The sequence below is a fragment of the uncultured Gemella sp. genome, from assembly GCF_963529685.1.
In the GTDB taxonomy this organism is placed as follows: domain Bacteria; phylum Bacillota; class Bacilli; order Staphylococcales; family Gemellaceae; genus Gemella.
Genome location: NZ_CAUSAI010000003.1, coordinates 1 through 25865, shown reverse-complemented (window position 1 = coordinate 25865; position 25865 = coordinate 1). Strand labels below are relative to the sequence as shown.

The window sequence follows — 25865 nt, the reverse complement described above, 5'->3', positions numbered from 1 at the left end:
TAATTATTCCTTTCTAGTAAGGTTAGCATATTCTATTAATAGAGTTTTAGTACCAACTTCACTAAATTCCACTTTAACATTGTCATCGGTAATATCAAGGACAGTGCCTTCTCCGAATTTTTTATGAACAACAATATCATTAATATCGTAATTTGTACTTACAGAAGTCTTTGGTTTATCTGCTATTTTAATTTTTGGACTCAAGTTGCTTATAAATTTATTAGCCTGTTCTAAGCTAGACTCAGTCGATTCAAAACTTCCGCCAAAAGCAGATTCAAAGTGCATAAGTTTATTCGGAACTTCATCTAAAAATCTAGATCGCTTGTTCATCTTAATAGATCCAAACTGCATTCGTCGATTAGCGTAAGACATGAATAATTTTTCTTTTGCACGTGTTATAGCAACATAGGCAAGACGACGTTCTTCTTCCATTTTGTTTTTCTCATCAGCGCTACTCTCAGCATCTCGTATAGAAGGGAAAAGATTTTCTTCTAATCCCATAATGAATACTACTTTATATTCTAAACCTTTAGAAGCATGAATAGTAGATAATACAACAGAATCATCTTCATTTTCATCGTCAGCATCAGAAGTAAGTGACATCTCAGAAATAAAATCAATAAGACTATCATTCATACTAGAAAACTGTTTAGCTGAAGATACTAACTCAGAAATATTTTCTATTCTACTCTCAGCATAAGCATCGTTTGATTCTTTTAGCATATTTTCATAACCAGAATCTTTATAAATACCAATTATAAGTTCATCAATTGAGTATTTGTCAATCTCTGAGTATTTGTCAATAAGATTTATTAATAAATGAATATTAGTTACTATTTTTTTTGAAACACCTATATCTTCAATATTTTTAAGTGCCTCAAATAGAGTAATACCATATTGTGAAGCATAGTTATCGATTTTATCCATTGAACTAGCACCAATTCCACGTTTTGGAACATTAATAATTCTTCTTAGGCTGAATTCATCATCTCTATTAACTATTACATTTAAATAAGCTAGTAAATCTCTAACTTCCTGACGTTGTAAGAACTTAAGGGAACCTATAAGTTTGTATGGAATACCAAATGCTAAACATGAATTTTCCATCTGACGAGAAAGATAGTTAGCACGGTATAATATTGCTATATCCTTATATGAAATACCTTCTTTTTTTAGTTCCGAAATTTTTCTAGCGATGTCATCTGTTTCATCTTTATCATTAGATGCAGCATATACAGAAATCTTGCCACCACCTTTATTTTCTGACCATAATGCTTTTTCTTTTCTATCTGTGTTATTTTTAATAACAGCATTAGCAGCATCTAATATCGTTGAATTAGAACGATAGTTTTGATCCAAGAAGATTAATTCAACATTATCGTAGTCTTTTTCAAAATTTATAATATTATCACTACACGCTCCGCGCCAGCTATAAATACTTTGATCATCATCACCAACTACACAGACATTTTTATGTATTTCTGACAACATTTTTATTAGTTTATATTGAATGACGTTGGTATCTTGATACTCATCAACATGGATGTATTCAAATTTATTTTGATAAATTGCAAGAACTTCTGGATGTTTTGTAAATAAAGTTATTGTCTTAAGCATAAGATCATCAAAGTCAAGAACACTATTTTTCTTTAAATAGCTTTGGTAATGAGCATATATTTCTGCAACATTTTTCATAAATCCAAAGCGAGACTGTTCTCTAAGTTGTTTTACCGTAATCATATTATTTTTTGAATTAGATATGATTTTCAAAACATTTGCAGGTTGATAAGAATCCTCAGATAAATTTAGATTTTTTACTATATTTTTTATTATTGTTTTTTGCTCACTTGTATCTAGAATTGTAAAATTCTTATTATAACCTAATAATTCAATGTGTTGTCGCAAGATTCTTACACACATAGAGTGAAAGGTATTTATCCAAATGTATTTTGAAGTCTCGCCAACCAATGCGTAGATTCTTTCTTTCATTTCTTTAGCAGCCTTATTTGTAAATGTAATAGCAAGGATATTACTTTCTAAAATATTTTTTTCTGCAATTAAATAAGCTATTCTGTTTGTTAATACACGCGTTTTTCCACTACCAGCACCCGCTATTACCATAACTGCACCTTCAGTTTTTAGTATAGCCTTTAACTGATTATCGTTCATGTTTTGTACAAAATTCACTACTATTTCTCCTATTCTTTGTCTATTAATATTTTATCATATTTTCAAAATAAAAGGGAGTGACTCAAAAATCACGATTTCTTAAGAAACAAGATTTTGTCGAGTCACCCCCGCAAAGTTCATTAGATATCTAAAAAGCTTTTATAATTCGAATTTAGATATCAATAAACCGCTGCGTCTATGAGTTCTCATATAAACTTTTTTAAAATTTAGGACTTTTGGGGTAGCCCTTATTTTTATTTACTTTGTATATTTATTTCAAGAACATAGCAATTGCAGAAATAAATCCACTTGCTAATATACAAAAAATCATTAACCATAATACAATTTTAAATACTTTTTTATTCATATATTATTATTCAACCTCACCTAAAGTCTCTATCCCTAAATCAAGTTCATCAATATCATTATTTGACTCGTCTTCATCTACTGAGCTATTCTTTTTCCCAGTTTTGTTCATAATTTCTTCCCTTACAAGTCCATAAATTTCGTTGTAAAGTTCTTCATTTTCTTCAAAGATTTTCTTAACATTTTCGCGACCTTGGCCTAGGCGTTCGCCATTATATGAAAACCATGAACCTGATTTGTTAATAATGTCTAAATCGACCGCAAAGTCAAGAGTTTCTCCAATTTTAGAAATCCCTTCACCGAACATAATATCGACTTCAGCAATTTTGAAAGGTGGTGCTACTTTATTTTTAACGATTTTAATCTTAGTTCTATTACCAAGAATTTCACTATCTGCACCTTTTATAGCTTCACCTTTACGAACATCTATACGAACAGTAGAATAGAATTTTAATGCACGGCCCCCAGTTGTTACTTCAGGGCTTCCGAACATTACTCCAACCTTTTCACGAAGTTGGTTAATAAATAATGCGATAGTATTTGCTTTATTTATTTGACCTGTTAATTTACGTAGAGCTTGAGACATAAGTCTAGCTTGCAGTCCGATATGGTTTGCTCCCATAACTCCATCAATTTCTGCTTTTGGAACTAATGCAGCAACAGAGTCAATAACAATAATATCAATTGCTCCAGATAAAATTAACTTTTCGGCAATATCAAGTGCCTGCTCTCCGCTATCTGGTTGTGATAGGAAGAATTTACCAGGTGTAAAATCAACACCTAAGGCTTTAGCATACTCAATATCAAGAGCATTTTCAGCATCTATAAACGCAGCTATTCCTCCTGTTTTTTGAACTTCTGCAATAGCGTGAAGTGCTATTGTTGTTTTACCAGAAGATTCAGGTCCATAAACTTCGACAATACGACCTTTAGGATATCCACCGATACCTAAAGCTGAGTCAATTGCAAGTGAACCAGATGATACTGCTTCTACTTTAATTGGATTTTCAGAAGAAATATCCATGATAGCCCCTTTACCATATTCTTTTTCGATTATTTTTATGGCTTCGTTAATAGCGGCTTGACGTGCTTTTAAATCGTCTTTTTCAATATGTGTAACTTGTTTGTCTTTAGATTTTTTTGCCATTTTTTTTCCTTTCTACTTAGTCTCCGATTACAGTAGTTAATGTACCAATTCCCTCAACAGTGATTTTGATTTCATCACCTGTTTGTAAAAATTTTGGTGGATTTTGTGCCGATCCTACCCCTGCAGGTGTTCCTGTTGCAATGATATCTCCAGCTTCTAGTGGTACTATTTTACTAATTTCAGCTAATACATCATCAACTCTAAATAACATTTCAGAAGTCATAGCATTTTGTTTAATCTCACCATTTACTTTTGTAACGATATTCATTGATTCTGGTGAACTAACTTCATCTTTGGTAACAAGATATGGTCCAACTACAGCTGATTTTTCTAATGATTTTCCTAAGAAAAATTGTCCATGTTTATACTGAAGATCAGTAGCTGTAATATCATTCATAATTGTATATCCAAAAATATAATCTAATACTAAAGGTTTAAGAATATTTTTACCTGGTTTTGCTATTACTACTGCAAGCTCTCCTCCAAAGTCTAAGCTATCTGTAATATTTTTATGAGATGGAACTACTTCGTTATTACCAGCTAAAGCTGTTGTTGCTTTAGTAAAGATAAGAACATCTTTAGGAGTCTTCGCTAACTCATCGCCAAGTTCTCTAACGTGTGCTTCATAGTTATGTCCAACACAAAGAATATTTTTAGGTGTTCTTGTGATTGGAGAACGCCAAATTATTTTATCAAATGGTACTTTATAACTGTCAGCGTTACTATTTTCCTCAACTAATTTTAATACTTTTCTTACTTTTTCAATAAAAGAAACACCATATACTTCAATTGCTTCTCTTAAAGTTTGTGGAATACTTTCACTATTATCGAAATCTTCTAGTACTTTAATTAAGTCCCATGCACTTTCTTCACGTTTTACTTTTACTCCATATAATTCTTTATCGTTATAACTGAATGATAAAAATTTCATAGTTGCCTCCTCGACTTTTATAATTTCTTTAAGTTATTATACCATACTTTTAGCAATATTTCTATATAATAATTCAAAAAAATTAAGTTATCCGTATATTTTTATTTGAAAAATAAGGATAACTTAAGTTTCTAAAGTTTATTTTTTAAATTTTGTATTGCATTTTTAGGAATTCCTAGTTGTAAAAGCTTATCTTCCGATGCGTTTTTTATCTCTTCTAAAGAATTGAATGATTTTAATAATAGTTGTTTTCTAGCTTTTCCTATACCAGGTATATTATCTAAACTAGAAGTAAACATATTTTTAGTTTTTGTTGCTCTATGGTAAGTAATAGCGAATCTGTGAACTTCATCTTGAATCTGTTTTAAAAATAAATATTCTGATGAAGTTTTAGGAAATTCGATAATTTCATAATCATCAGTAATAATATACTCAGTTATATGTTTATCATTTTTCGCTAAACCAATTATTTTAATTTGAGTCAATCCAAGAGTATTGTGTACTACATCTATAGCCACATTGAGATGATTTTTACCGCCATCCACTATAAGCAACTCTGTATTTGTCTTTTTATCTTTATAGTTTCTATACAAAACTTCTTTCATAGTTTGAACATCATTAATACCTATAGATTCGTCAATTTTAAACTTTCTATAATTATATGTGTTCTTCTTACCATTTGTAAAATTAACTTTAACAGAAACAGCATCAATTCCCATAATATTTGAATTGTCGAAAGCATCGATACTATTAATTGAGTTAACACCTAATTTCTCAGCAATATTATTAAGTGTTACCTGTAATTTTCTTTCTTTAAGCTCTTCAATAGCCAAATTATTATTTAAATAATGCGAAGCATTTTCTTTTACTGTATCTAAAATTTTCCTATGATTACCTCTTTTAGGGATTATAACTTTACAATCAACAACATAAGAAAGTAAATCTTCATCAACTTGATCAATATATATTTCTTTTGGAAGTTTATTAATTGAATAATACTGCATTAAATAAGAATACAAAATCTGCTCAGGACTATCATATAAATTAAAATATTCTACTTTTCGTTCTATTATATTACCTAATCTTGATAAAAATATTTGGATGCAAATATAATCGTTATTAAATGTAAAACCTATATAATCTCTATCGACATTGTTACTATCTGATACTACTTGATTTTGAACAGAAACCTCTATAGATCTTATAAAGCTATGAATCTGACCAGCCGCTTCAAACTCTAAATTTTTAATATGATTTTGCATCTTATTTTTTAAATCAGTTAATATTTCCTTAGTATTACCAGTTAAAAACGACTTTATTTTTGAAATTTGTATTTTGTAATCTTCCGGAGTAATTTTTTTCGCACAAGGGCCTATGCATTCACCAATTTGATAATACATACAAGGTCTTTTTTCTACTGGATTACATTTTCTTAAAGGGTATATTTTATCTAATATTTTCTTAACTTCTGCAGCAGACTTAATATCAACATAAGGTCCAAAATATATATTTTTATTGTTCTTTTTATACTTTCTAGTCATGATTAATCTAGGATGTTCTTCCTTAGTAATCATTAAATAAGGATAACTTTTATCATCTTTTAATCGTATGTTAAAATATGGACGATATTTTTTTATTAAGTTATTCTCTAGTAATAATGCTTCTTTTTCAGAATTAACAATTATGTACTCTAAATCTTCTATTTTTGAAACAAGAGTCTGTGTTTTTTTATTATGTGTTCCTGTAAAATAACTTTTTACTCTATTTTTAAGGTTTTTAGCTTTACCAACATAAATTATTTCACCGATATTATCTTTATATAAATAACACCCAGGATTTTCTGGTAATAATTCTAATTTTTTTTGTAATGTTAAATTCATATAAGTCTCCATTAGTTCACATTAATAATTTGATAAAAAGCACAGTTGAAATATAAAATCTCTACTGCGCTTTTGTACTCAATAATTAGCTATTGCTTCTGCTTCTATTGCTATTAGAATTAGATCGAGAAGAGTTGCTTCTATTACTATTACTACTATAAGAATAACTGCTATCACTAGATCTTGAATCACTATCTGAACTATCTCTTGATGAACTTCTTTCTCTACCTTTAGAAATAGTAATCTCTAAGCTTTCTTCACTTGGAATTATACTAGATCCAGTTCTGATATTTTGTGAAATTATAGTACCACTATCTTTATCAGAGTATTCTTCTCTATAGGAAACGTTCTTAAATCCATATGATGAAAGGATACTTTCAATGTTAGAACTGTCTTCACCAACTAGATTAGGCATTGTAATTTTCTTTTTACCATTAGAAACTTGAATAATTAATTCCTTATCTTTTGGAACTATCTCAGTTCCAGCAGTGATATTTTGAGCAACAACCTTACCTGTATCGTATTTATCACTCTCTACTTTTTCAACAGTGATATTCTTAAATCCTAATTTAGATGCGTTTCTCTTAACAGTATCTTCATCCATGCCGATAAAGTTTGGCATATCGACTGTTTTCTTACCAGACGAAACGCGTAAATCTACAGTAGATCCTTTTTTGACTTTTTTACCAGCTTTAGGATCACTATCAATTACAGTCTTTTCTTTAACATCATCACTAGCTACTTCGGTAATATCTCCAACTTCTAGACCTGCTTTAACGATAGCCACCTTAGCTTCATCAAGAGTCTTATTACGAACATCAGGTGCTGAAACACTATTAGCTCCTACTACATAATTATAAGTGAAGAATGTACCAACAGCTATTGCAACAATGGCTAAAATTGCTAAAAATATATGTTTAGCTTTGGAAGTTTCTTCCTTTTCACGCTTTTTATTTACATTGTTATAACTATTATTAGGTAACTTTTTAGATTGATAACGTCTATTATTTTTTCTATTGTTTTGACCATTATCTTCCTCATATTCATAATAATCATCTTCTTGATTATTATTATTATTATAATCATAATAATTATCGTTAACAGGTGTATCAATATATTGTGTCTGATTATAATTGTTAACGGGTTCGGTATTTAATTTAAATCCAGTATATCTATTTTCATATAAACGCTCCGGATTTAAAACAGTGCTTAAATCATTAAATAATTCTTTTGAACTAATATATCTTTCGTTTGGATTTTTCATAGTTGCTTGAAGAACAATATTCTTCACACTTTGAGGAACTTTTTCTCTGTATTTATCAATTTCAGGTAGCTCCTCTTGTAAGTGTTTCAATGCAATAGCTACAGCTGATTCACCTTTAAAAGGAATTTGCCCAGTTATCATCTCAAAAATTAAAATACCTAGTGAATAAATATCACTTTGGGCTGTAGCGACATTCCCACGAGCTTGTTCTGGAGATAAATAATATACAGTACCCAGCATTTGGTTAGTTTGAGTAAGAGTTGTATCCCCATATGCTCTTGCAATACCAAAATCCGTAATTTTGCAAGTTAAATTATCATCCATTAATATATTCTGAGGTTTTATATCTCTATGGATAATACCATTCTGATGCGCATGACTTAACCCTGCTGCTATTTGCTTAGCAATATGTACAATAGTCTCAATCGGAATACGAGGATTTTTAATCATATAGTCCTTTAAAGTCATACCTTCTACATATTCAAGTATTAAATAATAAAAATCTCCTTCATTCTCAACATCATATATAGAAACAATATTAGGATGTGAAAGACTAGTTACTGCTTTCGCTTCTCTATTAAATCTTTTTACAGCTCCTTCATCATTCGCATCAATTTTGAAAGTTTTTATAGCAACTTTTCTATCTAAAATTGTATCATATCCTAGCCAAACCGTAGCCATACCACCAGTCCCTAGATGATCCAAGATTTTATATCTATTACAAATAATATTATTTATCATGGTTTACACCCCCTAGATTATTTATTATAGCTACTGAAATATTATCTACTCCACCGCGCTCTACACAAATATCAATTAAATTATCAATCGCTGTAGATAATTCATTATTGCGTACAATATCTTGAATTTCTTCATTTTCTATCATATTAGTTAATCCATCTGAACAAACTAAAAAATAGTCATACTTGTTTAAATCGTCAATAAATGTATGTAGTTCTATATTTGGTTTTGTTGCCAACGCTTGAGTTAATACATGTCTTTCAGGATGAGTTTTTGCTTCCTCAACAGTAATAGCACCCGCACTAATCAAAGCACCAACAAAAGAATCTTCAACTGTTACAACATCAATTTCATTATCTTTAGTTAAACCATAAGCACTACTATCACCAATATTGTATACAACTACTTGATTATCAAAAGTTGCTACAGCCACAATAGTAGTTCCCATTTTTTTATTCTTATTTTGAGATTTTTCAAATAACTCAAGATTTAATTTTTCAATCTTATCACATAGCCAATTTTTCATATTATTAAAATTAGCAAACGTTAAATCTTGCCATTCCTTCTCTAATGTAGAAACAATATAATTGCTAGAATAAGCTGATTTACTATGGCTTCCTACACCATCACAAACAACGGCAAGTACTTCTCCTTGTTTGTTTTTACTAACACTAACTGCATCTTCATTTCTTTCTTTTCTACCCTTGTTACTATTATACGAATATACTAGTGGCATCTGGAATTCCTCCTTTTACCTCATCCTTACGCTCTTTGGCACGAAGTTGCCCACAAGCTGCATCTATATCGTCACCTTGTGTTCTTCTTATCGTTACATTTACCTTATTTTTCTTAAGAACTTTTTCGAATGCGAAAATATCACTCTTACTTGTTCTAACATAATTACGTTCAGGTACATAGTTAATTGGAATCAAGTTAACGTGACAGTTAATATCTTTAATTATCTCAGATAACTTCTCCGCGTGTTCTCTTTGATCATTCACCTGCCCCATTAAACCATATTCAAAAGTAATACGGCGATTCGTAGTTTTTTGATAATATTTAAGAGCTTCCATTAGTTTATCAATATTGTATGCTCTGTTAACAGGCATTATCTTACTACGTAACTCATTAGTTGGAGCATGTAAAGATACAGCAAAATTTATTTGAACTTTTTCATTAGCAAAATCATAAATTTTCGGTACAATTCCCGAAGTAGAAACTGTGATATGTCGTGCACCAATATTGAAACTTTCATCACTATTGACAATTCTAATAAAGTCCATCATTTCATCATAGTTTTCAAATGGTTCACCAATTCCCATAATTACAATACTAGAAATGCGTTCGCCTCTTTTATCTAATTCTTGTTGAACTTTTAAAACTTGAGAAACAATTTCGCCTGCTTCTAAATTACGTTTTAGTCCACCTAAAGTGGAAGCACAGAAAGTACATCCGATTCTACAACCTACTTGTGTAGTTACACAAAGCGAATTCCCATATTTATTTTTCATAAGTACACTTTCAATTGTATATTTATCTTGAAGTTCAAATAAAAACTTCATAGTACCATCCGCTGACTCTTGTTTAATAATTGTATTTAAAGTAGTGATTTCAAATTCCTCAGCTAATTTTTCTTGTAAAGACTTAGGAACATTTTTCATTTCTGAAAAATCTGTAATTCTCTTTTTATATAACCAATCGAAAATTTGCTTAGCTCTGAACTTCTTTTCACCTATACTAACAATATATTCTTCTAGTTGATCTAACCTTAAAGAATATATAGACATTTTATCAAAATCTTTTAACCATCTAGACTTTTTATAACCTTTAAAATCTGAAATTAACATTTTGCCTCCATTTTTCTAAGTTTTGCGATAAAAAAACCATCGCAACTATATTCATCAGGTAGTATTTCTAATACACCATTTTTTCTTGCTTTAACTATACTATTATTTAGAGAAATATTCTCTAATCTAAAGTTTTTATTTTCTTTTAAAAACTTATTAATGTTTTCTATATTTTCTCTCTTATCGATAGTACAAGTAGAATACATCAGTATCCCATCATTTTTCACATATTTTTTACTATTATTTAATATTTGATATTGTAGTTTTGATATATCTTCTACATGTGAATTTGTGATTTTATATTTAATTTCAGGTTTATTTTTTATAACCCCTATACCTGAACAAGGAACATCACAAATTACTATATCAAATTTATCATTAAATGAAGAATTATTTATAGTTGCATCTTGTTCTTTTATTTCAATATTTGAAATACCAAGTTTTGCTGTATTATCTTCAATCAATTTTAGCTTATGTATATATTTATCACATGAAACTAAACTAGAATTAAAATACTTGCTTGCAATATGTAAACTTTTCCCACCAGGTGCTGCACATGTATCTAATATTTTATACTCTTTATCAACCTGCAACCCTATTGATGACGCAACTAAAGCACTAGCCTCATCTTGAATAATATAGTAACCATTAGAAAATAAAGAATTATCAATATTTAATTTATTTAAAATAAGGCTATCCTCGCAAATTTCACTTTCACTAACAGCACTACCCAATTTTTCTATTAAGTCTGATTTTGTCGTTTTAAGTGGATTATATCTAATACTATTCTTACTTTTTTGATTAAATGAAACAACTATACTTTGTGCTTTTTCTTTACCATATTGTTTGTTTAGAATATCAAATAATTCTTTAGGACAACTATTTTCCACACAAAATTGTTCAGTTTCATTTTTATATTTTAATTCTAAGTTTTTAGCATTTCTTTCAATATTTCTTAATATACCATTAACAAATTTACCCGTAATATTTCCAGCAATTTTTTTACTTAATTTTACAGCTTCATCAATAATAGCAAAATTTGGAGTCTTATCCATATAAAGAAGTTGATAAATACTCATTAATAAAATAATTTTAACCTTTGGTTTAACTCTTCCTTTAGAATAAGATTTAAGTATATGTTCTAAATACAATTTATTTTTAATAGTACCATATACTACCTCACTTATAAATCTTTTATCTTGTTCCTCAACTTTGTATTGATTAAAATATTTATTTAAAGTAATATTGCTATATCCATCTTCTTGAATGATCGTAAATAATACTTCGTATGCAAGACTTCTAGCATTAATGCTACTCATTTTCTTCACCTAAAATTGTCCCCACATAGTCTTTCTTATTTGATAGAAAATTAACTACAGGCATACGTTTTTTTCCAGACACTTGAAGTTCATTAACCTTTAATACAGTTTTATTACCGCATAAAACATAAATGTTTTTCTTATCTTGGCTAATAATAGTTCCTGCTTTATCAAAATTTGATTCAACATCTAATTTAACAACTTCACTAGACCAAATCTTAAGTACATTTCCATCTAAAAATGTAAATGCCCCTGGCGTAGGATCTAATGCACGAACTTTATTAAATACATCTCTAGCTGAAGTATTCCAATCAATCTTCTCATCTTCTCTTAAAATATTACTAGCAAATGTAGCTTCTTCCTCATTTTGTTTTTCAGGCGCAATATCACCACTAAAAATTTTCGGTAAAGTTTCATTTAATAAATCACGACCGGCAATTGAAAGTTTATCGTGTAAAGATTCATAATTATCACTGTCAAGAATATCAACCTCTACTTTAGAAATCATATCACCAGCATCAAGTTTTTTAACCATATACATGATAGTAATACCTGTTTTTTCATGATCTTCAAGAATAGAATATTGAATAGGAGCTCCTCCACGTAATTTAGGTAGTAAAGAACCGTGAACGTTTATACATTTATGTTGTGGAATCTCTAAGATTCTTTCAGGAACTAATTGTCCATAAGCAGCCGTAATAATAATATCCGGATTTAAATCTTTTAATATAGTATATGTCTCCTCATCTGTTGATATTTTTTCAGGTTGTAGCACTTTTATATTATTTTCTAAAGCTACTACTTTTACAGGTGGAGGCGTTAATACTTTTTTTCTTCCTACTTTTTTATCTGGCTGAGTTATTACTAAATCAACTCCATAGTTTTCTATTAACATTTCTAATACCGGAACAGCAAACTTTGGCGTTCCCATAAATACTATTTTTTTATTGTTCATTTATTTCTCCTAATAAAGAATTTAATCATAATAATTATACCATATTTTCTAATATTGTTCTATTATTCATTGGTATATAACGATCTAATTAATAACCATTATTATCATTTTCCAAATTTAATAGGAATTTTTTCACTTCAATACCTGCTGCATATCCGGTTAAACTTCCGTTTGTTCCTATTACTCTATGGCAAGGGATAAATATTAATATAGGATTATGTCCAACTGCCCCACCAACCGCTTGAGAGGACATAGTCTTAAGTCTCCTATCCTCAGCAATTTTTTCAGAAATATATTTATATGTTACTAATTTACCATGTGGTATTTTCATAATCAAACTCCAAACATCTTTACGAAATTGAGTTCCTTGAAACTTTATAGGAATATCTTCTAAATTAGGTACTTCACCATTAAAGTACTTATCCAACCAAACCATACACTTATTTAAAATTTCAAGTGAATCATTATAGATATAATTCGATAAATCTTTAGGAAAATTTTTTTGTCCTTCTAAATAGCATCCACATAGATTGACTCCATCAGAAATAATATATAACACTCCTATTTTACTCTTATAAATGCAATAATACATTTGAAACTCCTTTAATAATTACATAAAAATTCATATTATAACAAAAAATGGGGAGACTCCAAAAATAATGATTTTGTTAAGTCATCCCCGTATAGTTTATTAGATATCAATAAACCATTGCGTCTATAAATTTTTATATGAACTTTGTTGATTTTTAAGGCTTTTGGGTCAGCCCTAACCATTTTATATTAATAATCTTAGTTTTACGAGCGTTTTGATATTTGTTTTCATAAGTCTTATGTAATGTAGCAAGATAGTAAATATCGGTCTTATTGCTTTTTTTAAGCCCTAAAACCACAATTTCATACCCTTTTTTCTTGTAGATAATTAAATTTAGAAACATTGTATTAGAAGTAATATCTTTTTCTACAATACATAATTCAACATTTTTTTTAAAGAATACTTCATGAATAAACTTATAATTATCTATTCTAGAGCGTATCATTCCAAAATTTTTATGTTTTTTTATCTGATTCTTAGTTATATTTCCATTTTCTATGCCTCTTATTATTTGTGTTGCATTCCCAGATAATATTTTATGTAAACCTAATAAATGATGTAAGTCCGTTTTAGAAAAATAGACATGTATAAATTTCATTTCTTTATATGTTGTTTCTATACAACACATTCTATTACAAAAATTTATTTTATAATCGTTTAAAATTTCTAAAAGTTCCAACTTACATTCCTTTCATAAACTCAACAAATTAAAAAAGATGCTCTAATGAACATCTTTTAATGAACACGTACTCGAAGATATCTCGAATAGAGATCGGTGAACAGATATAAACCCTCTGCCAGGGAACATAGTGTGTTCCTACTATGTCGTCGACTAGATTAACGTCTATTTTTTACGTTAAGAACGAGACGTGAAAGGAGATGAATATTCCTTTTTATCTCATAATTAATTTTAATACAAACTCTTTACTTTGTCAACTATTCCTGATATATCAAGAATAGCTAGCTTAATAAGGCGGCATTCTACATAATGTCTCCTCTTTAAAATTCCTAATCTTCTTCTCTATAAATTTTGAATAATAAGAAGACTACCCCTACGCAAATAAAGCAATCAGCTAAATTAAATATAGGAAAATCATAGCCAAATATTCTAAAATCTAAGAAATCTACAACCTCATGTCGTGTTAATCTATCAATAAAATTACCAATAGATCCACCGTATATTAATGCAAATGTTAATTTATCAAAACTATTTAAAGTTTCTTTTTGTTTAAACAAATAATAAGATAACACTGCAATAAAAAGAACTGTAATAATTAAGAAAAAGATTCTACTATCTTGTAAAATTCCCCAAGCAGCACCTCTATTTCTATGTGAAGAGATACTAAAGAAGTTTGTGATAATTTCTTTACTCTCTCCTAAAGTGAAGTGCCTAACTATGAAATTTTTACTTAACTGATCTAATAATATCAAAAAACATGTAGCTATAAATATTAATAACATACTGCTCTCCTTTAATTTTTTAATAATAATTTTTCTAACTCAGGATCAATCGTTCTCTCACCTCTCGCAGGAAGTTTGTAACGCCCAAGATGTATTAATTGATGGTGAATTTTCCCCCAACTTTCCATGGGAAAGATTGACATCAGTGATTTTTCAACTTGAAGCGGGCTATCATTTTTTTCTGCAAGACCAAACATCTTAGCCACACGTTCAACATGTGTATCAACCGCAATAGCTGGAATATTAAAACCTACAGCAAGTACAACATTAGCTGTTTTTCTACCAACACCAGGTAATTTTTCTAATTCTTCCCTAGTTTTTGGTATTTCATAATTATAAACATCACGTAACATATTAGCCATTCCAACAATATTTTTCGATTTAGCTTTGTATAATCCTAGCGTTTTAATATATTTTTCAATATCTTCAACCTTAGCATCCGCGTAGTCATCAATTGTTTTATAATTTTCGAATAACCCTACTGTAGCCCTATTTACATATTCATCTTTACATTGAGCAGATAATAATACCGCAATAATCAACTCTAAATTATTAGAAAAATCTAATTCACATTCAACATTAGGAAATACTTTATCGAGGTAATCCATTATTTTCTTTGCTTTTATTTTCTTTTGTCTATTTGTTAAACCAGTCATATCCTAAACTACTACCACTTTCTGTCTCAATTTCCTTACTAACCTTATTATTTAAAATTCCATTTACATAACTAATATTTTTAGACAAGGTTAATGCTTCATCAATTTCTTTTTTTGTATACTGTTTTTCAAACCATGACGATACGATATCTAACTCTTTTGAAGTTAGTATTTTTCCAGTAACACGTTCTACAAGTTTTAATAATTCTCTTAAAGTATAATAGTTCTCTTTATCATTGAAAATATAAAATCTAAGCTTACTATCTGATGAGAGAGCTATACATTTTTTATTAATTAGATTATCTAATATTGAGAAAATTTCTTTTTCAGTCATTTTAAGATGCTCTTTTACCAATTCTGTAGAAAATGGTATTTTCCCTTGATTTGTCAAATAACTTATCTGAAGAAGAAATATGGCTTCTTCTCCAGATAAGTTATGACTAGTATAATTCAATAAGAAATCAGCATCAACTAAAATACCTTTTACATTGATATTGATCATTTTGAAACTCCTAAGGTGTAAGTCTATTTAAAAGACGAGGGAATGGTACAGTCTCTCGAACATGACCGTTACCAGTAATCCAAGCAACAGTTCTTTCTAATCCAAGACCGAATCCAGCATGCTCAACAGAACCATATTTACGTAAATCTAAATACCAACCATATGCATCAAGATTTAGCTCATGTTTTTTAAGATTTTCTAATAATTTATCGTAATCATCAATACGTTGAGAACCACCGATAATTTCTCCATATCCTTCAGGCGCTATTAAGTCAGCACATAATACAACACCAGGTTCATTTGGATCTTCAATCATGTAAAACGGTTTAATATCTAACGGCCAGTGTGTAATAAATACAGGTTTATTATAGCTGTTAGCGATGAAAGTTTCATGCGGTGAACCGAAATCATCCCCATATTCAATATCATCAAAACCATTTTCTTTTAATAATTTAATAGCATCTTTATATTTAATACGAGGGAACTCTCCTCTTGCATTGTTTAAAGCTTCTACATCACGCCCTAGAACTTTAAGTTGTTCTTGACATTTTTCTAGTACATCAGTTAATAAATGATTTACGAATGCTTCTTGTAAAGCTAAACTTTCATCATGATTACAAAAAGCCATCTCAGCTTCAATCATCCAGAATTCGATTAAGTGACGACGAGTCTTAGATTTTTCAGCTCTGAATGTAGGACCAAATGAAAATACTTTTCCAAAAGCCATCGCCGTAGCTTCTAAGTACAATTGTCCAGATTGTGAAAGATACGCCTCTTCATCGAAATATTTAGTATTAAATAATTCTGTAGTTCCTTCTGGAGCTGATGACGTTAAAATTGGCGGATCTGTTTTTAAGAAGCCTTCTTTTTCAAAGAAATCATATGTTGATTTGATAATCTGATTTCTAACTGTTAAAATAGCATGTTGCTTTTTAGAACGAATCCATATATGACGATTATCAGCTAAAAATTCTACTCCATGTTCTTTTGGAGTTATTGGATAATCGATTGCTTCAGAAATTACTTCGAAGTCTTCAATTTCTAATTCAATACCTGATAATTCTCTATCATTTTCTTTAATTAAACCTGTTACTTTTAATGAAGTTTCTTGTGGTAAATGACGTAATTGTTGATACTTATCTTCACCTAATGCTTCTTTTAGAGCTATTGCTTGGATAAAGCCAGCCCCATATCTTAATTGGAAAAATGCGATTTTACCACTACTTCTCTTGTTAGCAATCCATGCACCAAGAGTTACTTTTTGACCTAGTTGTTCTTTTAAATTGTTAATGTTCAACTTGAAGTCCCTCCTAATTTTCATAATTATTATATTCGGTATGTTCATAGTTATATATAAAAACTACTTATATTATACCATAATTTTGTTAATTTTTTAATTAACTATACTTATTTTTAAAGTTAATGTTCTAAATCACGAAATATCACAATATTATCGAAAATATTTTTTAAATAATATCTATACTCTAGTATATCTTTTGTTGCATAACATCTACAAGATAGCTTATTATTTTTTATAACCTCGTTATATAATTCTTTAAAATTATCTTTTATAGAAAAATTAAAGAATTTAATATAACTTTTCTTCTCTCGTTTATTAAAGTATAAATCTTTATATTTATTACTTTCAAATATATATAAAACAGTCCCAAAAGTTTTTGTATTAAGCAATTCTTCATCACCATTACAATAAATATATTTTGTTTTTGATTTCAAATTTAAATAACGGTATTTCTTAGAATGAATTACATTAATCAATGCTTTCACCTTTTTATCATCAACAACAGTTAATTTCAAACTATTTTCTTGATCTAAAACTACAAACTTATAAGTGTTTTTAGAATTAGTCAATACACTACGTAATTTTTTTATAAATTTGTATGAAATCGGTAATTCTTTATGATAAATTTTAATATCATTTAAAATTACATCCACATCTTGAATAATAAAAGATAAACTATCATTGTATAAAAACAAACTTTCGGAAATATACATTTCATGTAAAAATTTCACAAGACCATCTATGTTATTTCTTAACATTTTTATGTTTTTGTCTTTTAAATTTTTCGAAACAGCAATATTTAATTCAACAATAACATTTTTATAAAAATAGTCTTTAGTATTTTTAGAATCTAATTCACGTCCTAAAATTTTCTTATTTTCAAAGATATAAATATGTTTTTGAAAATTATCATTTTCCATCAAATACTCTATAGAATCATAATTGGTAACTATATTTTCTGAACTTAATGCAACTTTATTCTTTTCATCAAAGTAATAAGATTTTGAACTTATCAGCAAAGCATTTGTTATACTTTCTATGTATTGTTTCTCTAAATACAACAAGTTTAGTTCAGAAAAATCTCCGGTTTTTGTTTCTAATACCCAAACATATAATTTAATTAATAATTTATCTAAGTTTATATCTTCTTTTTTAGGAAACAGAGAAAAGATATTCAAAGGAACATAGTCACTTTTTTTCTTAAGAATTTCATAATTAGAAATCTTAAAATTACGTATATACTCTGTCTCATCGATAGAAGAAAACATTATATATTTTTTACTATAATTTTCCATTCTAGTAGAATAATCTACCTTTTTAAAGGAAGTACCTTGAAAAATTAAGAAATCATCATTTTCTACAAAATTACATTTAAAATTATCCTGACAAAATTTTACAAAGCTATATGTATTAAAATCAATTTTTTCAAGAAGTTCTTCTATCTTTTTATAATTTAAATCATTTAAACTTGCTATTTTATATGCGATTGCTTCTAATAATTTAACTGTTACTTTTACATCGATAGCCGCATTATGAAATCCTTCTCCTGAATAGAGGTTAAGAGAATTTGATAAATCAGATAATTTGTAACTTATTTGTGACGGCATAAACAATCTAGCAAGTTCAACAGTATCTAAAGACATCTTTGCTTTATACATAATTCCAACATCATGAAATCTCTTCTTTAAAATAACATAATCTGATGGCAATCCATGACAAACAAGTATATCATCTTTAATAAAATTATAGAGTTCTACAGCTACATCCTCAAAATGCATCTTATCAGCAAGCATTTCATTACTTATTCCAGTAAGCTCCGTTACAAAAGAAGATACTTGCTTTTTTGGTTTTATATAATAATTAATTGACTCTAATTCTTTCAATGTATCATCAAGTTTTACTGCTGAAAATTGAATAATCTCCTTATCCTCAGTTAACTCAATATCAACTATACAAAATAATCTATTCATAAATTCTCTCACCTCACTTTCAACTTATTTATATATTATCTCTCATTTTTGTTAAAAAATCTAGTATGTTTTTCTTATTATTAACTAAGCCATTTAGTAAAATCTCATATTCTAATAAAACAATAATCTCTTTAATCCATGGCCCAGGTTTTCTATTAATAAATGCTATGATTTCTTCAGACTCAATATCAATATCATTAAATGATGTAATAGGTAATTTAATTTTCTCAATTTCAGATTCATCTTCATATTTAAAATAACTGCAAATAAATCTAACATCTTCAATATCATACTTATATAAAATAAGTTCTAATTGTATATCATTCTTAAAATCAGTATTAATTTTCTCATATTCTTTTATTTGTTTAAGTTCCTTATTAGATAACTTTAATGATTTTAAATCGTCAAAAGAAATATTATTCGTTTTTGATAAAATATACAAACTTTGACAAAAAGTATATTCAGAAAAATCTTCAATCACTTCGATATCTTTTAAGAACGGAATATAACTATTAAGCGTACTATCTAACATTAGTTGTATACTATTTATATTTCCCTTCCCCTCTAATAACTTTCTAAATTCATTAACAATACGTTCAATAGAGACGTATTCAATTAGTTTGGCATTTCTTTTAATTGCTACTAAAGTATTGCTATCGATGTCAAATCCTAATCTTGAAGAAAAACGAAAAGCCCTTAACATTCTTAAAGCATCTTCAAAAAACCTTTCATTTGGATCATTAACTGTTTTAATAATTTTATTTTTTAAATCTACTTCGCCATTATGGAAATCAAATAACTTACCCTTATAATCTAGTGCCATAGCATTTATAGTGAAATCTCGCCTATCTAGATCCTCTTTTAAATCACTAACAAATTCAACCTTATCCGGTGCTCTATGATTGACATATTCGTCTTCTTTTCTAAATGTTGTGACTTCGTAGCTTTCACCATTAACTAATATTGTAACTGTTCCATGCTGAATTCCAGTATCAATACTTTTTGGAAATATATTTTTTACTTGTTCAGGTAAGGCGTTCGTTGTTATATCGATGTCAGAAAAATCTTTATCTAAAAGGAAATCTCTTACACAACCACCAACAAAATAAGCCTCAAATCCATTTTTATTAAAAGTCTTAAGAATATTTATAGCATCTTTAAATTTATTATTAAAGTTTTCTAAATTCATATTATCCTTTCAAATAGAAAAGGACTGGTACAATACCCAGCCCTTTAAAGTTTTTTGATATTATTTAGATAAGTTATAAGTATCTCTAGCAATCATAACCTCTTCGTCAGTTGGGATTACAAATGCTTTAACTTTAGAATCAGCTGTTGAAATTTCAGCAACTTTTCCGCGTACATTATTTTTCTCTTTATCAACTTGTACACCTAAGAATGTTAAACCTTCTAATACTTCTTCACGTACCCATGTAGCATTTTCACCTACACCAGCAGTAAATACGATAGCATCTACTCCGTTCATAGCTGCAGCATACGCACCAACGTATTGTTTAATTCTGTTGATATAAACATCAATAGCTTCTGCACAGTGTGGATTAGTATCTCTAGCTCCTTCTACATCACGTAAGTCAGAAGAAAGGGCAGATACACCTTTAAGTCCAGATTCAAAGTTGAAAATACGAACGATTTCTTCAAGAGATAGTCCAGTTTTTTGAGCAATATAAGGAATAGTAGCCGGATCGATATCACCAGTTCTAGTACCCATTACTAATCCAGATAATGGAGTGAATCCCATTGAAGTATCGAATGATTTTCCATTTTTAATTGCACAGATTGAAGCACCGTTACCGATGTGACAAGAAATAGTTTTTAATTCTTTTGGATCTTTACCTAGAATTTCAGCAACTTTCTCACCAATATATCTGTGACTTGTTCCGTGAGCACCATATTTACGAACTCCGTATTTTTCATAGAATTCTCTTGGTACAGCGTACATGTATGTTGATTTAGGCATACTTTGGTGGAACGCAGTATCAAATGTTAATACGTTAGGAACTCCTGGTAATTCTTTTTGGAATGAACGAACACCTTTAATATTTGCTGGGTTGTGTAAAGGCGCTAAGTCTTCTATTGAATCAACTTTTGCTAATTCTTCGTCATTTACTAAAACAGATGCATCGTAGAATTCTCCACCGTGAACTACACGGTGTCCAACACCTTCGATTTCTTTAACATCTTTTACAATTCCTAATTTAGTTAATTTTTCTAGTAACATTTCAATTGCGATATCATGGTTAGGAATATCCAATGTTTCTTTATTTTTTTCACCGTTGAACTCGATAGTGAACACACTGTTATCAATACCGATTCTTTCAACTAGTCCTTTTGTAATAACTGTTTCTTCAGGCATTTCAAACAATTGAAATTTTAATGATGAACTTCCTGAGTTAATAGCTAATATCTTTGTCATAAGTATAAATCTCCTCTTACTCTATTTGCATTATATACTCTATTATCTCATTAATTATAATTAATTACAAGAGGTAAATATATTTTTTTGTAAAAAAATTTACAACAAAATCGATAATTAGAATACGCTATCTATATTCTTACTATCGGTTTTTCAACTTTGTATAGTTTTTTATTTAATATAAAAATATTTTAGTCACTACATCTTTATGATGTGAAAGTATTACTTACGACATACATTGTACTGTTTTCATATCTAATCGTGAATAATTTTAATATAATTTTAAACACTACAAAATAGCATTATGTATAGATAAATTTTAAAATCTAAACAAAAATTATTTTTATAATTATCATAAAATATGTATCGTTAAGATGACCACTTTACTTTTCTAACCTTATTAGTTTTTAACCTTATTTTATTTGTAAGTTGTAGTTCGATTTCTTTACAATATTTTATAGATGTATCATTAATTTTTAAACTCCTTGGAAAATAATATTTTCCCTGTTCCTTGGATAGTTCTAAAGTATAACTGATACCATTGGCTGACTTGAATACTACAAAATAAATATTATCTCTTTTAAAACGTGAACCCACTTTTTTATTTAAAATTGTCTCTACTGTATAAAATTTACATTCCTTTAAGTTTAGTATTTGATACAGCAATAATGTTCCGATTAGTTTGAATTTATTTTCATTAAACCAACCATTATCCGCTTTATTAAGTCTTTCCAAAGTCCAATCATCTTTTAAACCTTCAAATATGCTAGCAGCATTATTAGTTGGTAAGTTTAAATGATGCTCTTTTGATAGACCTAGTAAATGTGGAATTGAAGAGTTTGAAACTGATAATACCAAATCAGGACAATCTTTAATATTTGTCGTATATGTATATTTATATTGAGAAACATATTTCTCTATTGTATTTGCTAAACAGGACATATCAATATTAAGAATATCAATATCACCATCGAATTCTTCTAACCATTTCAAAGTATATGTCATTTTTATCTTCTCCTAAAAAAAGAGAAGGAAGCTGTAGAACTTCCTTCTCTTTCACGTATTGAGTTTCACCTCACGCTAGATATGCCCTATCTATTCCTCAAGGGTAGGTAGTCCTGATATTCTTTTTCTCAACCCATCACGATATATAATAGTTGAGCCCACAGGCGGGTGCAGACCATATCCACTAGCCCACAAAGTAATATATTCTACATATAATTATAACATTGTAAATAAATTATTGTCAAGACTTTTAATTATTACTATTTTTTAACGAATATAAAAATATTTTAGTCACTACATCTTTATGATGTGAAAGTATTACTTACGACATACCAACTTCCGTGTTCATTATGTTCAAGTTGACCACGAGCGTTAACTCTATATTTAGCAACAACATCACCATCACGTTTTATATTAACATACGCTAAATGATCGCTACCCAACCAAATATCATAAGAAAAGTCAGAATTCGAAGAATTTCTCGAATAATTTTTAATATACATTGCTCTTGCCCAATCAGCAACCTGCGCATCTGATAATCCCTTAGTATCAATCGAGCTATCTTCTCTTAAAACTTTTGTTTCTGATGACGAGTTTCCATCTCTAAAACTATCTTTAGATTTTTCATTTAGTCCTCTAACAGTATATGAACGTTTAAACTCACCTTTTAATTCAAGTTTCTTAGCCTCAGCAGAAGCCTTACTCAAACTTATAGTAACCTCAACTTTTTCACCATTTCGTAAATTATTGGTTTTGCTATATGTAATACTCGGCTCTTGTAAAAATTTCGCAACAGTTGGGTCGTCAGATTTAACTGTCGGAATTTTCTTAATATCAGCCGAAGCAGTTCCATCACCATCTGTACCATAAGGTTTAAATTCAATTTCATATTGACTTAAATCTACTACCGCTTTGCTATTCAAATAATATTTAGTATAGCCAAAGTAACCAGATATCGCTAATAATCCTATTATCAAGAAGCTAATAAGAAACATTAATCCTGTTTTTTTCTTAGGTTCTTTATACTCTTCATATTCAAATTCTTGATTATTATAATTTTGATTATAGTATTCTTGGTTATTCGACTGATACTGTGCATTTTCGTAATTATAATTTTGATAATTTTCATTTATGTTTTGATTAGAATAATTATTATAATTCCAATTATTTTGTTCATAATTGCCGTTAGCATAGTTAATATCATCATTATGATAATTCATATCCTGATATTGTTCAACTTGATAATCATTATTATGCTCATTATTTTGATTATAGTACTTTTGATTGTTATTATTTTTATCCATATAAATATCCCTGTATCTTCCTAAAATGTTTCTATTTATAATAATATTAACACAAATTACTTTCATTTTCTATTAAAATATTACCCATTTCTTATTTATATTTGTATTATAAAGGAATTTATGTTTGGATGATAGATACCTCCTTATTGGACGCTTACTATTCTCATATACTGAACATGGCAATGAGCCACAAAAAGCCAAAAGAGAAGCAAATTTTGCTTCTCTTTCAGTGTTATTTATCTTTACGACGTTTAATCGCTGCTAATGCCATTCCAAACATTGCTAATCCTAGACCTGCTAGACCAGTATTAGTTTCTGTTTCTCCTGTATTTGCAAGTCGTTTAACTTGTTGTTTTTCAGTTACCTTACCAGGTACAGCATTAGGAATTGTTGGTGAGCCTGGTGTAGGCGTTCCAGGTTTTTCCGGATTTGGAGTAGTCGGATTTTCCGGTGTAGGTTTATTAGGATCTACTGGTGTAGGTTTATTAGGATCTACTGGTGTAGGTTTATTAGGATCTACTGGTGTTATTTTTTCAAATTTATGAACAGTAACACCATCTTTCGTTGTAGTCGTAATAAATCTATATCCAGGAATTTTACCTGATTCATGAGTACCAGGTTTGTCCGGTTTAATTGGATTTCCATTTTCATCAAACCATACTGTAACTTTGTATTCAGGTTTGTCAACCGTTGGTGTTCCTGGTCCGAAAATATGTGTAATTTTATTTCCTTCAAGGATAGTTACTAACCAAACAAGATTATCAAATCTTCCTTTTTCATGAATACCCTCTTCGCTTGGTTTCAAGACTTTACCTTCAACGTCAATCCATTCTGTTGTTCCTACAAATTCTTTTAAGTCATGAATGTTCGGCATTACTGATACAATCTTACTAAACTTAGTTTCATGTTTCGTTTGAGTATCAATCCATGTCTTCGGTTGAATTTTATTACCTGGGATAGAAACTATTCCGGTACTTGGATTAATTGTAACTCCTTCTGGAGCTTTTTCAATTTTCCATGTTCCATCTTTGTCTTTCTTAGTAACAATCTCTTCTCTTGGAGCGTTTGGATTATTTCGTTTTGTATACCAAATGTTCAACGTATCCGCATCCTTATTCGGCACGCCAACTTCTACTACAGTATTTCCTCCTGGACGTTCCACAACTCTTGGTGTTGGTGGAAGAACTTCTATCTTACGAACTGTTACTGTGAAGATTTGATCTACTTTAGTATCATTATCAAATACCCCTGTTCCTTCTTTAGGATAGTCATTTGTTTTCACTTCATAGCCTTTAGATTCTAACTTAGAAATTGTAGCTTTCACTAATGCATCTTTCATGAATTTATCTCCTGCTTTACCAGTTTGTAAAATAGATGCTTCTACTGTATTTCCGTTTTCATCTACGAAGTTTACAATCGCTCTTTGTTGTCCGTCTTTTACATACTCGATTGGAATATCCAGACTTGGATTCTCTGGTACCGGTGGAATGTTATAACCTTTCGTTGGGTCTTTTGGATCTACTGGAGTTAACGGTACTAGTGGGTTTTCTGGACTCACTGGTTTCGTTGGGTCTTTCGGTACTACCGGAGTATGTCCTGGTACATGAGGAACTGTTTCTGTCGGTGTTCCTGGTTTCGTTGGATCTGTTGGATTATTTGGATATGGTTTTGGTGTCATATCTGTTCCTGTTGGTGGCGTTACACCGTCTGGAATTCTTGGTATCCATGAACCAAGTTTCTTGTAAACCACTTCAATCGTTTGATTTGCAACAGTTGGTGTTATTCCTTTTCTTTCAGCAACTTCTTTTTGAGCTGGGTCTTTAAGGATGTAACCTTTAACTACTGGTGATGATACTTTATCAAATGTACTATCTCCACCAACTGCTTTCCAGTCTCCATAAGTAATCTCACCTGTTACTACGTTAATCTTAGCTTCACGTGTAAATGTAACTTTGTCTGTTGATTTCTCAGAAACTTTGTTTCCTTCTTCATCAACATAATTAATTGTACGTGTTACTTGTT

At 29.3% G+C, this 25865-nt stretch carries 22 protein-coding genes; all 22 read right to left on the bottom strand.

Translation table 11 applies throughout. From position 1 onward, the window contains the following. Nucleotides 1–3: 3 nt before the first annotated feature. A complete protein-coding gene (locus RWS90_RS00965; protein WP_314548056.1) occupies nucleotides 4–2187 on the bottom strand; it encodes a UvrD-helicase domain-containing protein in 2184 nt (727 codons plus the stop codon). A 253-nt stretch (nucleotides 2188–2440) separates the two neighbouring features. Further along, a complete protein-coding gene (gene prli42 / locus RWS90_RS07835) occupies nucleotides 2441–2536 on the bottom strand; it encodes a stressosome-associated protein Prli42 (protein WP_399541398.1) in 96 nt (31 codons plus the stop codon). A 6-nt stretch (nucleotides 2537–2542) separates the two neighbouring features. Further along, nucleotides 2543–3682 (bottom strand): recombinase RecA, encoded by a 1140-nt coding sequence (gene recA / locus RWS90_RS00960; protein ID WP_314548053.1) that lies wholly within the window; start codon nucleotides 3680–3682, stop codon nucleotides 2543–2545. A gap of 16 nt (nucleotides 3683–3698) precedes the next feature. Further along, nucleotides 3699–4613: a fumarylacetoacetate hydrolase family protein gene (locus RWS90_RS00955; RefSeq protein ID WP_314548051.1), complete on the bottom strand. Its 915-nt coding sequence runs from the start codon at nucleotides 4611–4613 to the stop codon at nucleotides 3699–3701. A gap of 131 nt (nucleotides 4614–4744) precedes the next feature. Beyond that, a complete protein-coding gene (gene uvrC / locus RWS90_RS00950) occupies nucleotides 4745–6493 on the bottom strand; it encodes an excinuclease ABC subunit UvrC (protein WP_314548049.1) in 1749 nt (582 codons plus the stop codon). Between the two features lie 85 nt (nucleotides 6494–6578). Next, nucleotides 6579–8498: a Stk1 family PASTA domain-containing Ser/Thr kinase gene (gene pknB, locus RWS90_RS00945; RefSeq protein ID WP_314548047.1), complete on the bottom strand. Its 1920-nt coding sequence runs from the start codon at nucleotides 8496–8498 to the stop codon at nucleotides 6579–6581. After that, entirely contained in the window at nucleotides 8488–9234 is a 747-nt protein-coding gene (locus RWS90_RS00940) for a protein phosphatase 2C domain-containing protein (RefSeq protein WP_314548045.1), read from the bottom strand. The genes pknB and RWS90_RS00940 overlap by 11 nt, the downstream gene beginning before the upstream one ends. Beyond that, nucleotides 9212–10345, bottom strand: a complete 1134-nt coding sequence (rlmN, locus tag RWS90_RS00935) for a 23S rRNA (adenine(2503)-C(2))-methyltransferase RlmN (protein ID WP_314548043.1) — start codon at nucleotides 10343–10345, stop codon at nucleotides 9212–9214. The genes RWS90_RS00940 and rlmN overlap by 23 nt, the downstream gene beginning before the upstream one ends. Beyond that, entirely contained in the window at nucleotides 10339–11664 is a 1326-nt protein-coding gene (gene rsmB / locus RWS90_RS00930; RefSeq protein ID WP_314548040.1) for a 16S rRNA (cytosine(967)-C(5))-methyltransferase RsmB, read from the bottom strand. Before rsmB ends, rlmN begins: the two co-directional genes overlap by 7 nt. Next, on the bottom strand, nucleotides 11657–12619 hold the full coding sequence (gene fmt, locus RWS90_RS00925; protein WP_314548038.1) for a methionyl-tRNA formyltransferase: 963 nt from the start codon (nucleotides 12617–12619) through the stop codon (nucleotides 11657–11659). Before fmt ends, rsmB begins: the two co-directional genes overlap by 8 nt. Before the next feature lie 88 nt (nucleotides 12620–12707). Next, nucleotides 12708–13211: a methylated-DNA--[protein]-cysteine S-methyltransferase gene (locus RWS90_RS00920; protein WP_314548036.1), complete on the bottom strand. Its 504-nt coding sequence runs from the start codon at nucleotides 13209–13211 to the stop codon at nucleotides 12708–12710. 154 nt (nucleotides 13212–13365) lie between these two features. Then, complete coding sequence (locus RWS90_RS00915; protein ID WP_314548034.1) at nucleotides 13366–13890, bottom strand: PBECR4 domain-containing protein; 525 nt, start codon at nucleotides 13888–13890, stop codon at nucleotides 13366–13368. Between the two features lie 329 nt (nucleotides 13891–14219). Further along, entirely contained in the window at nucleotides 14220–14672 is a 453-nt protein-coding gene (gene lspA / locus RWS90_RS00910) for a signal peptidase II (RefSeq protein ID WP_314548032.1), read from the bottom strand. Nucleotides 14673–14683: 11 nt separating this feature from the next. Continuing rightward, entirely contained in the window at nucleotides 14684–15328 is a 645-nt protein-coding gene (gene nth / locus RWS90_RS00905; RefSeq protein ID WP_314548031.1) for an endonuclease III, read from the bottom strand. Then, nucleotides 15309–15830 carry a hypothetical protein gene (locus RWS90_RS00900; RefSeq protein ID WP_314548030.1) on the bottom strand — a complete coding sequence of 174 codons (522 nt, stop codon included), beginning with the start codon at nucleotides 15828–15830 and terminating at the stop codon, nucleotides 15309–15311. The genes nth and RWS90_RS00900 overlap by 20 nt, the downstream gene beginning before the upstream one ends. A 10-nt stretch (nucleotides 15831–15840) precedes the next feature. Beyond that, nucleotides 15841–17151, bottom strand: coding sequence for an asparagine--tRNA ligase (gene asnS, locus RWS90_RS00895; RefSeq protein ID WP_314548029.1), 1311 nt, complete (start codon nucleotides 17149–17151; stop codon nucleotides 15841–15843). 98 nt (nucleotides 17152–17249) lie between these two features. Then, nucleotides 17250–19100, bottom strand: a complete 1851-nt coding sequence (locus tag RWS90_RS00890; protein ID WP_314548028.1) for a 3'-5' exonuclease — start codon at nucleotides 19098–19100, stop codon at nucleotides 17250–17252. Nucleotides 19101–19128: 28 nt separating this feature from the next. Continuing rightward, complete coding sequence (locus tag RWS90_RS00885) at nucleotides 19129–20289, bottom strand: CCA tRNA nucleotidyltransferase (RefSeq protein WP_314548026.1); 1161 nt, start codon at nucleotides 20287–20289, stop codon at nucleotides 19129–19131. A 60-nt stretch (nucleotides 20290–20349) separates the two neighbouring features. Continuing rightward, nucleotides 20350–21534 carry an acetate kinase gene (locus RWS90_RS00880; RefSeq protein ID WP_314548025.1) on the bottom strand — a complete coding sequence of 395 codons (1185 nt, stop codon included), beginning with the start codon at nucleotides 21532–21534 and terminating at the stop codon, nucleotides 20350–20352. Between the two features lie 369 nt (nucleotides 21535–21903). Next, nucleotides 21904–22539 (bottom strand): hypothetical protein, encoded by a 636-nt coding sequence (locus RWS90_RS00875; protein ID WP_314548024.1) that lies wholly within the window; start codon nucleotides 22537–22539, stop codon nucleotides 21904–21906. A gap of 302 nt (nucleotides 22540–22841) precedes the next feature. Next, nucleotides 22842–23843, bottom strand: coding sequence for a hypothetical protein (locus RWS90_RS00870; RefSeq protein WP_314548022.1), 1002 nt, complete (start codon nucleotides 23841–23843; stop codon nucleotides 22842–22844). A gap of 232 nt (nucleotides 23844–24075) precedes the next feature. Then, the coding region (locus RWS90_RS00865) for a mucin-binding protein (protein ID WP_314548021.1) at nucleotides 24076–25865 on the bottom strand (1790 nt) is incomplete at its 5' end.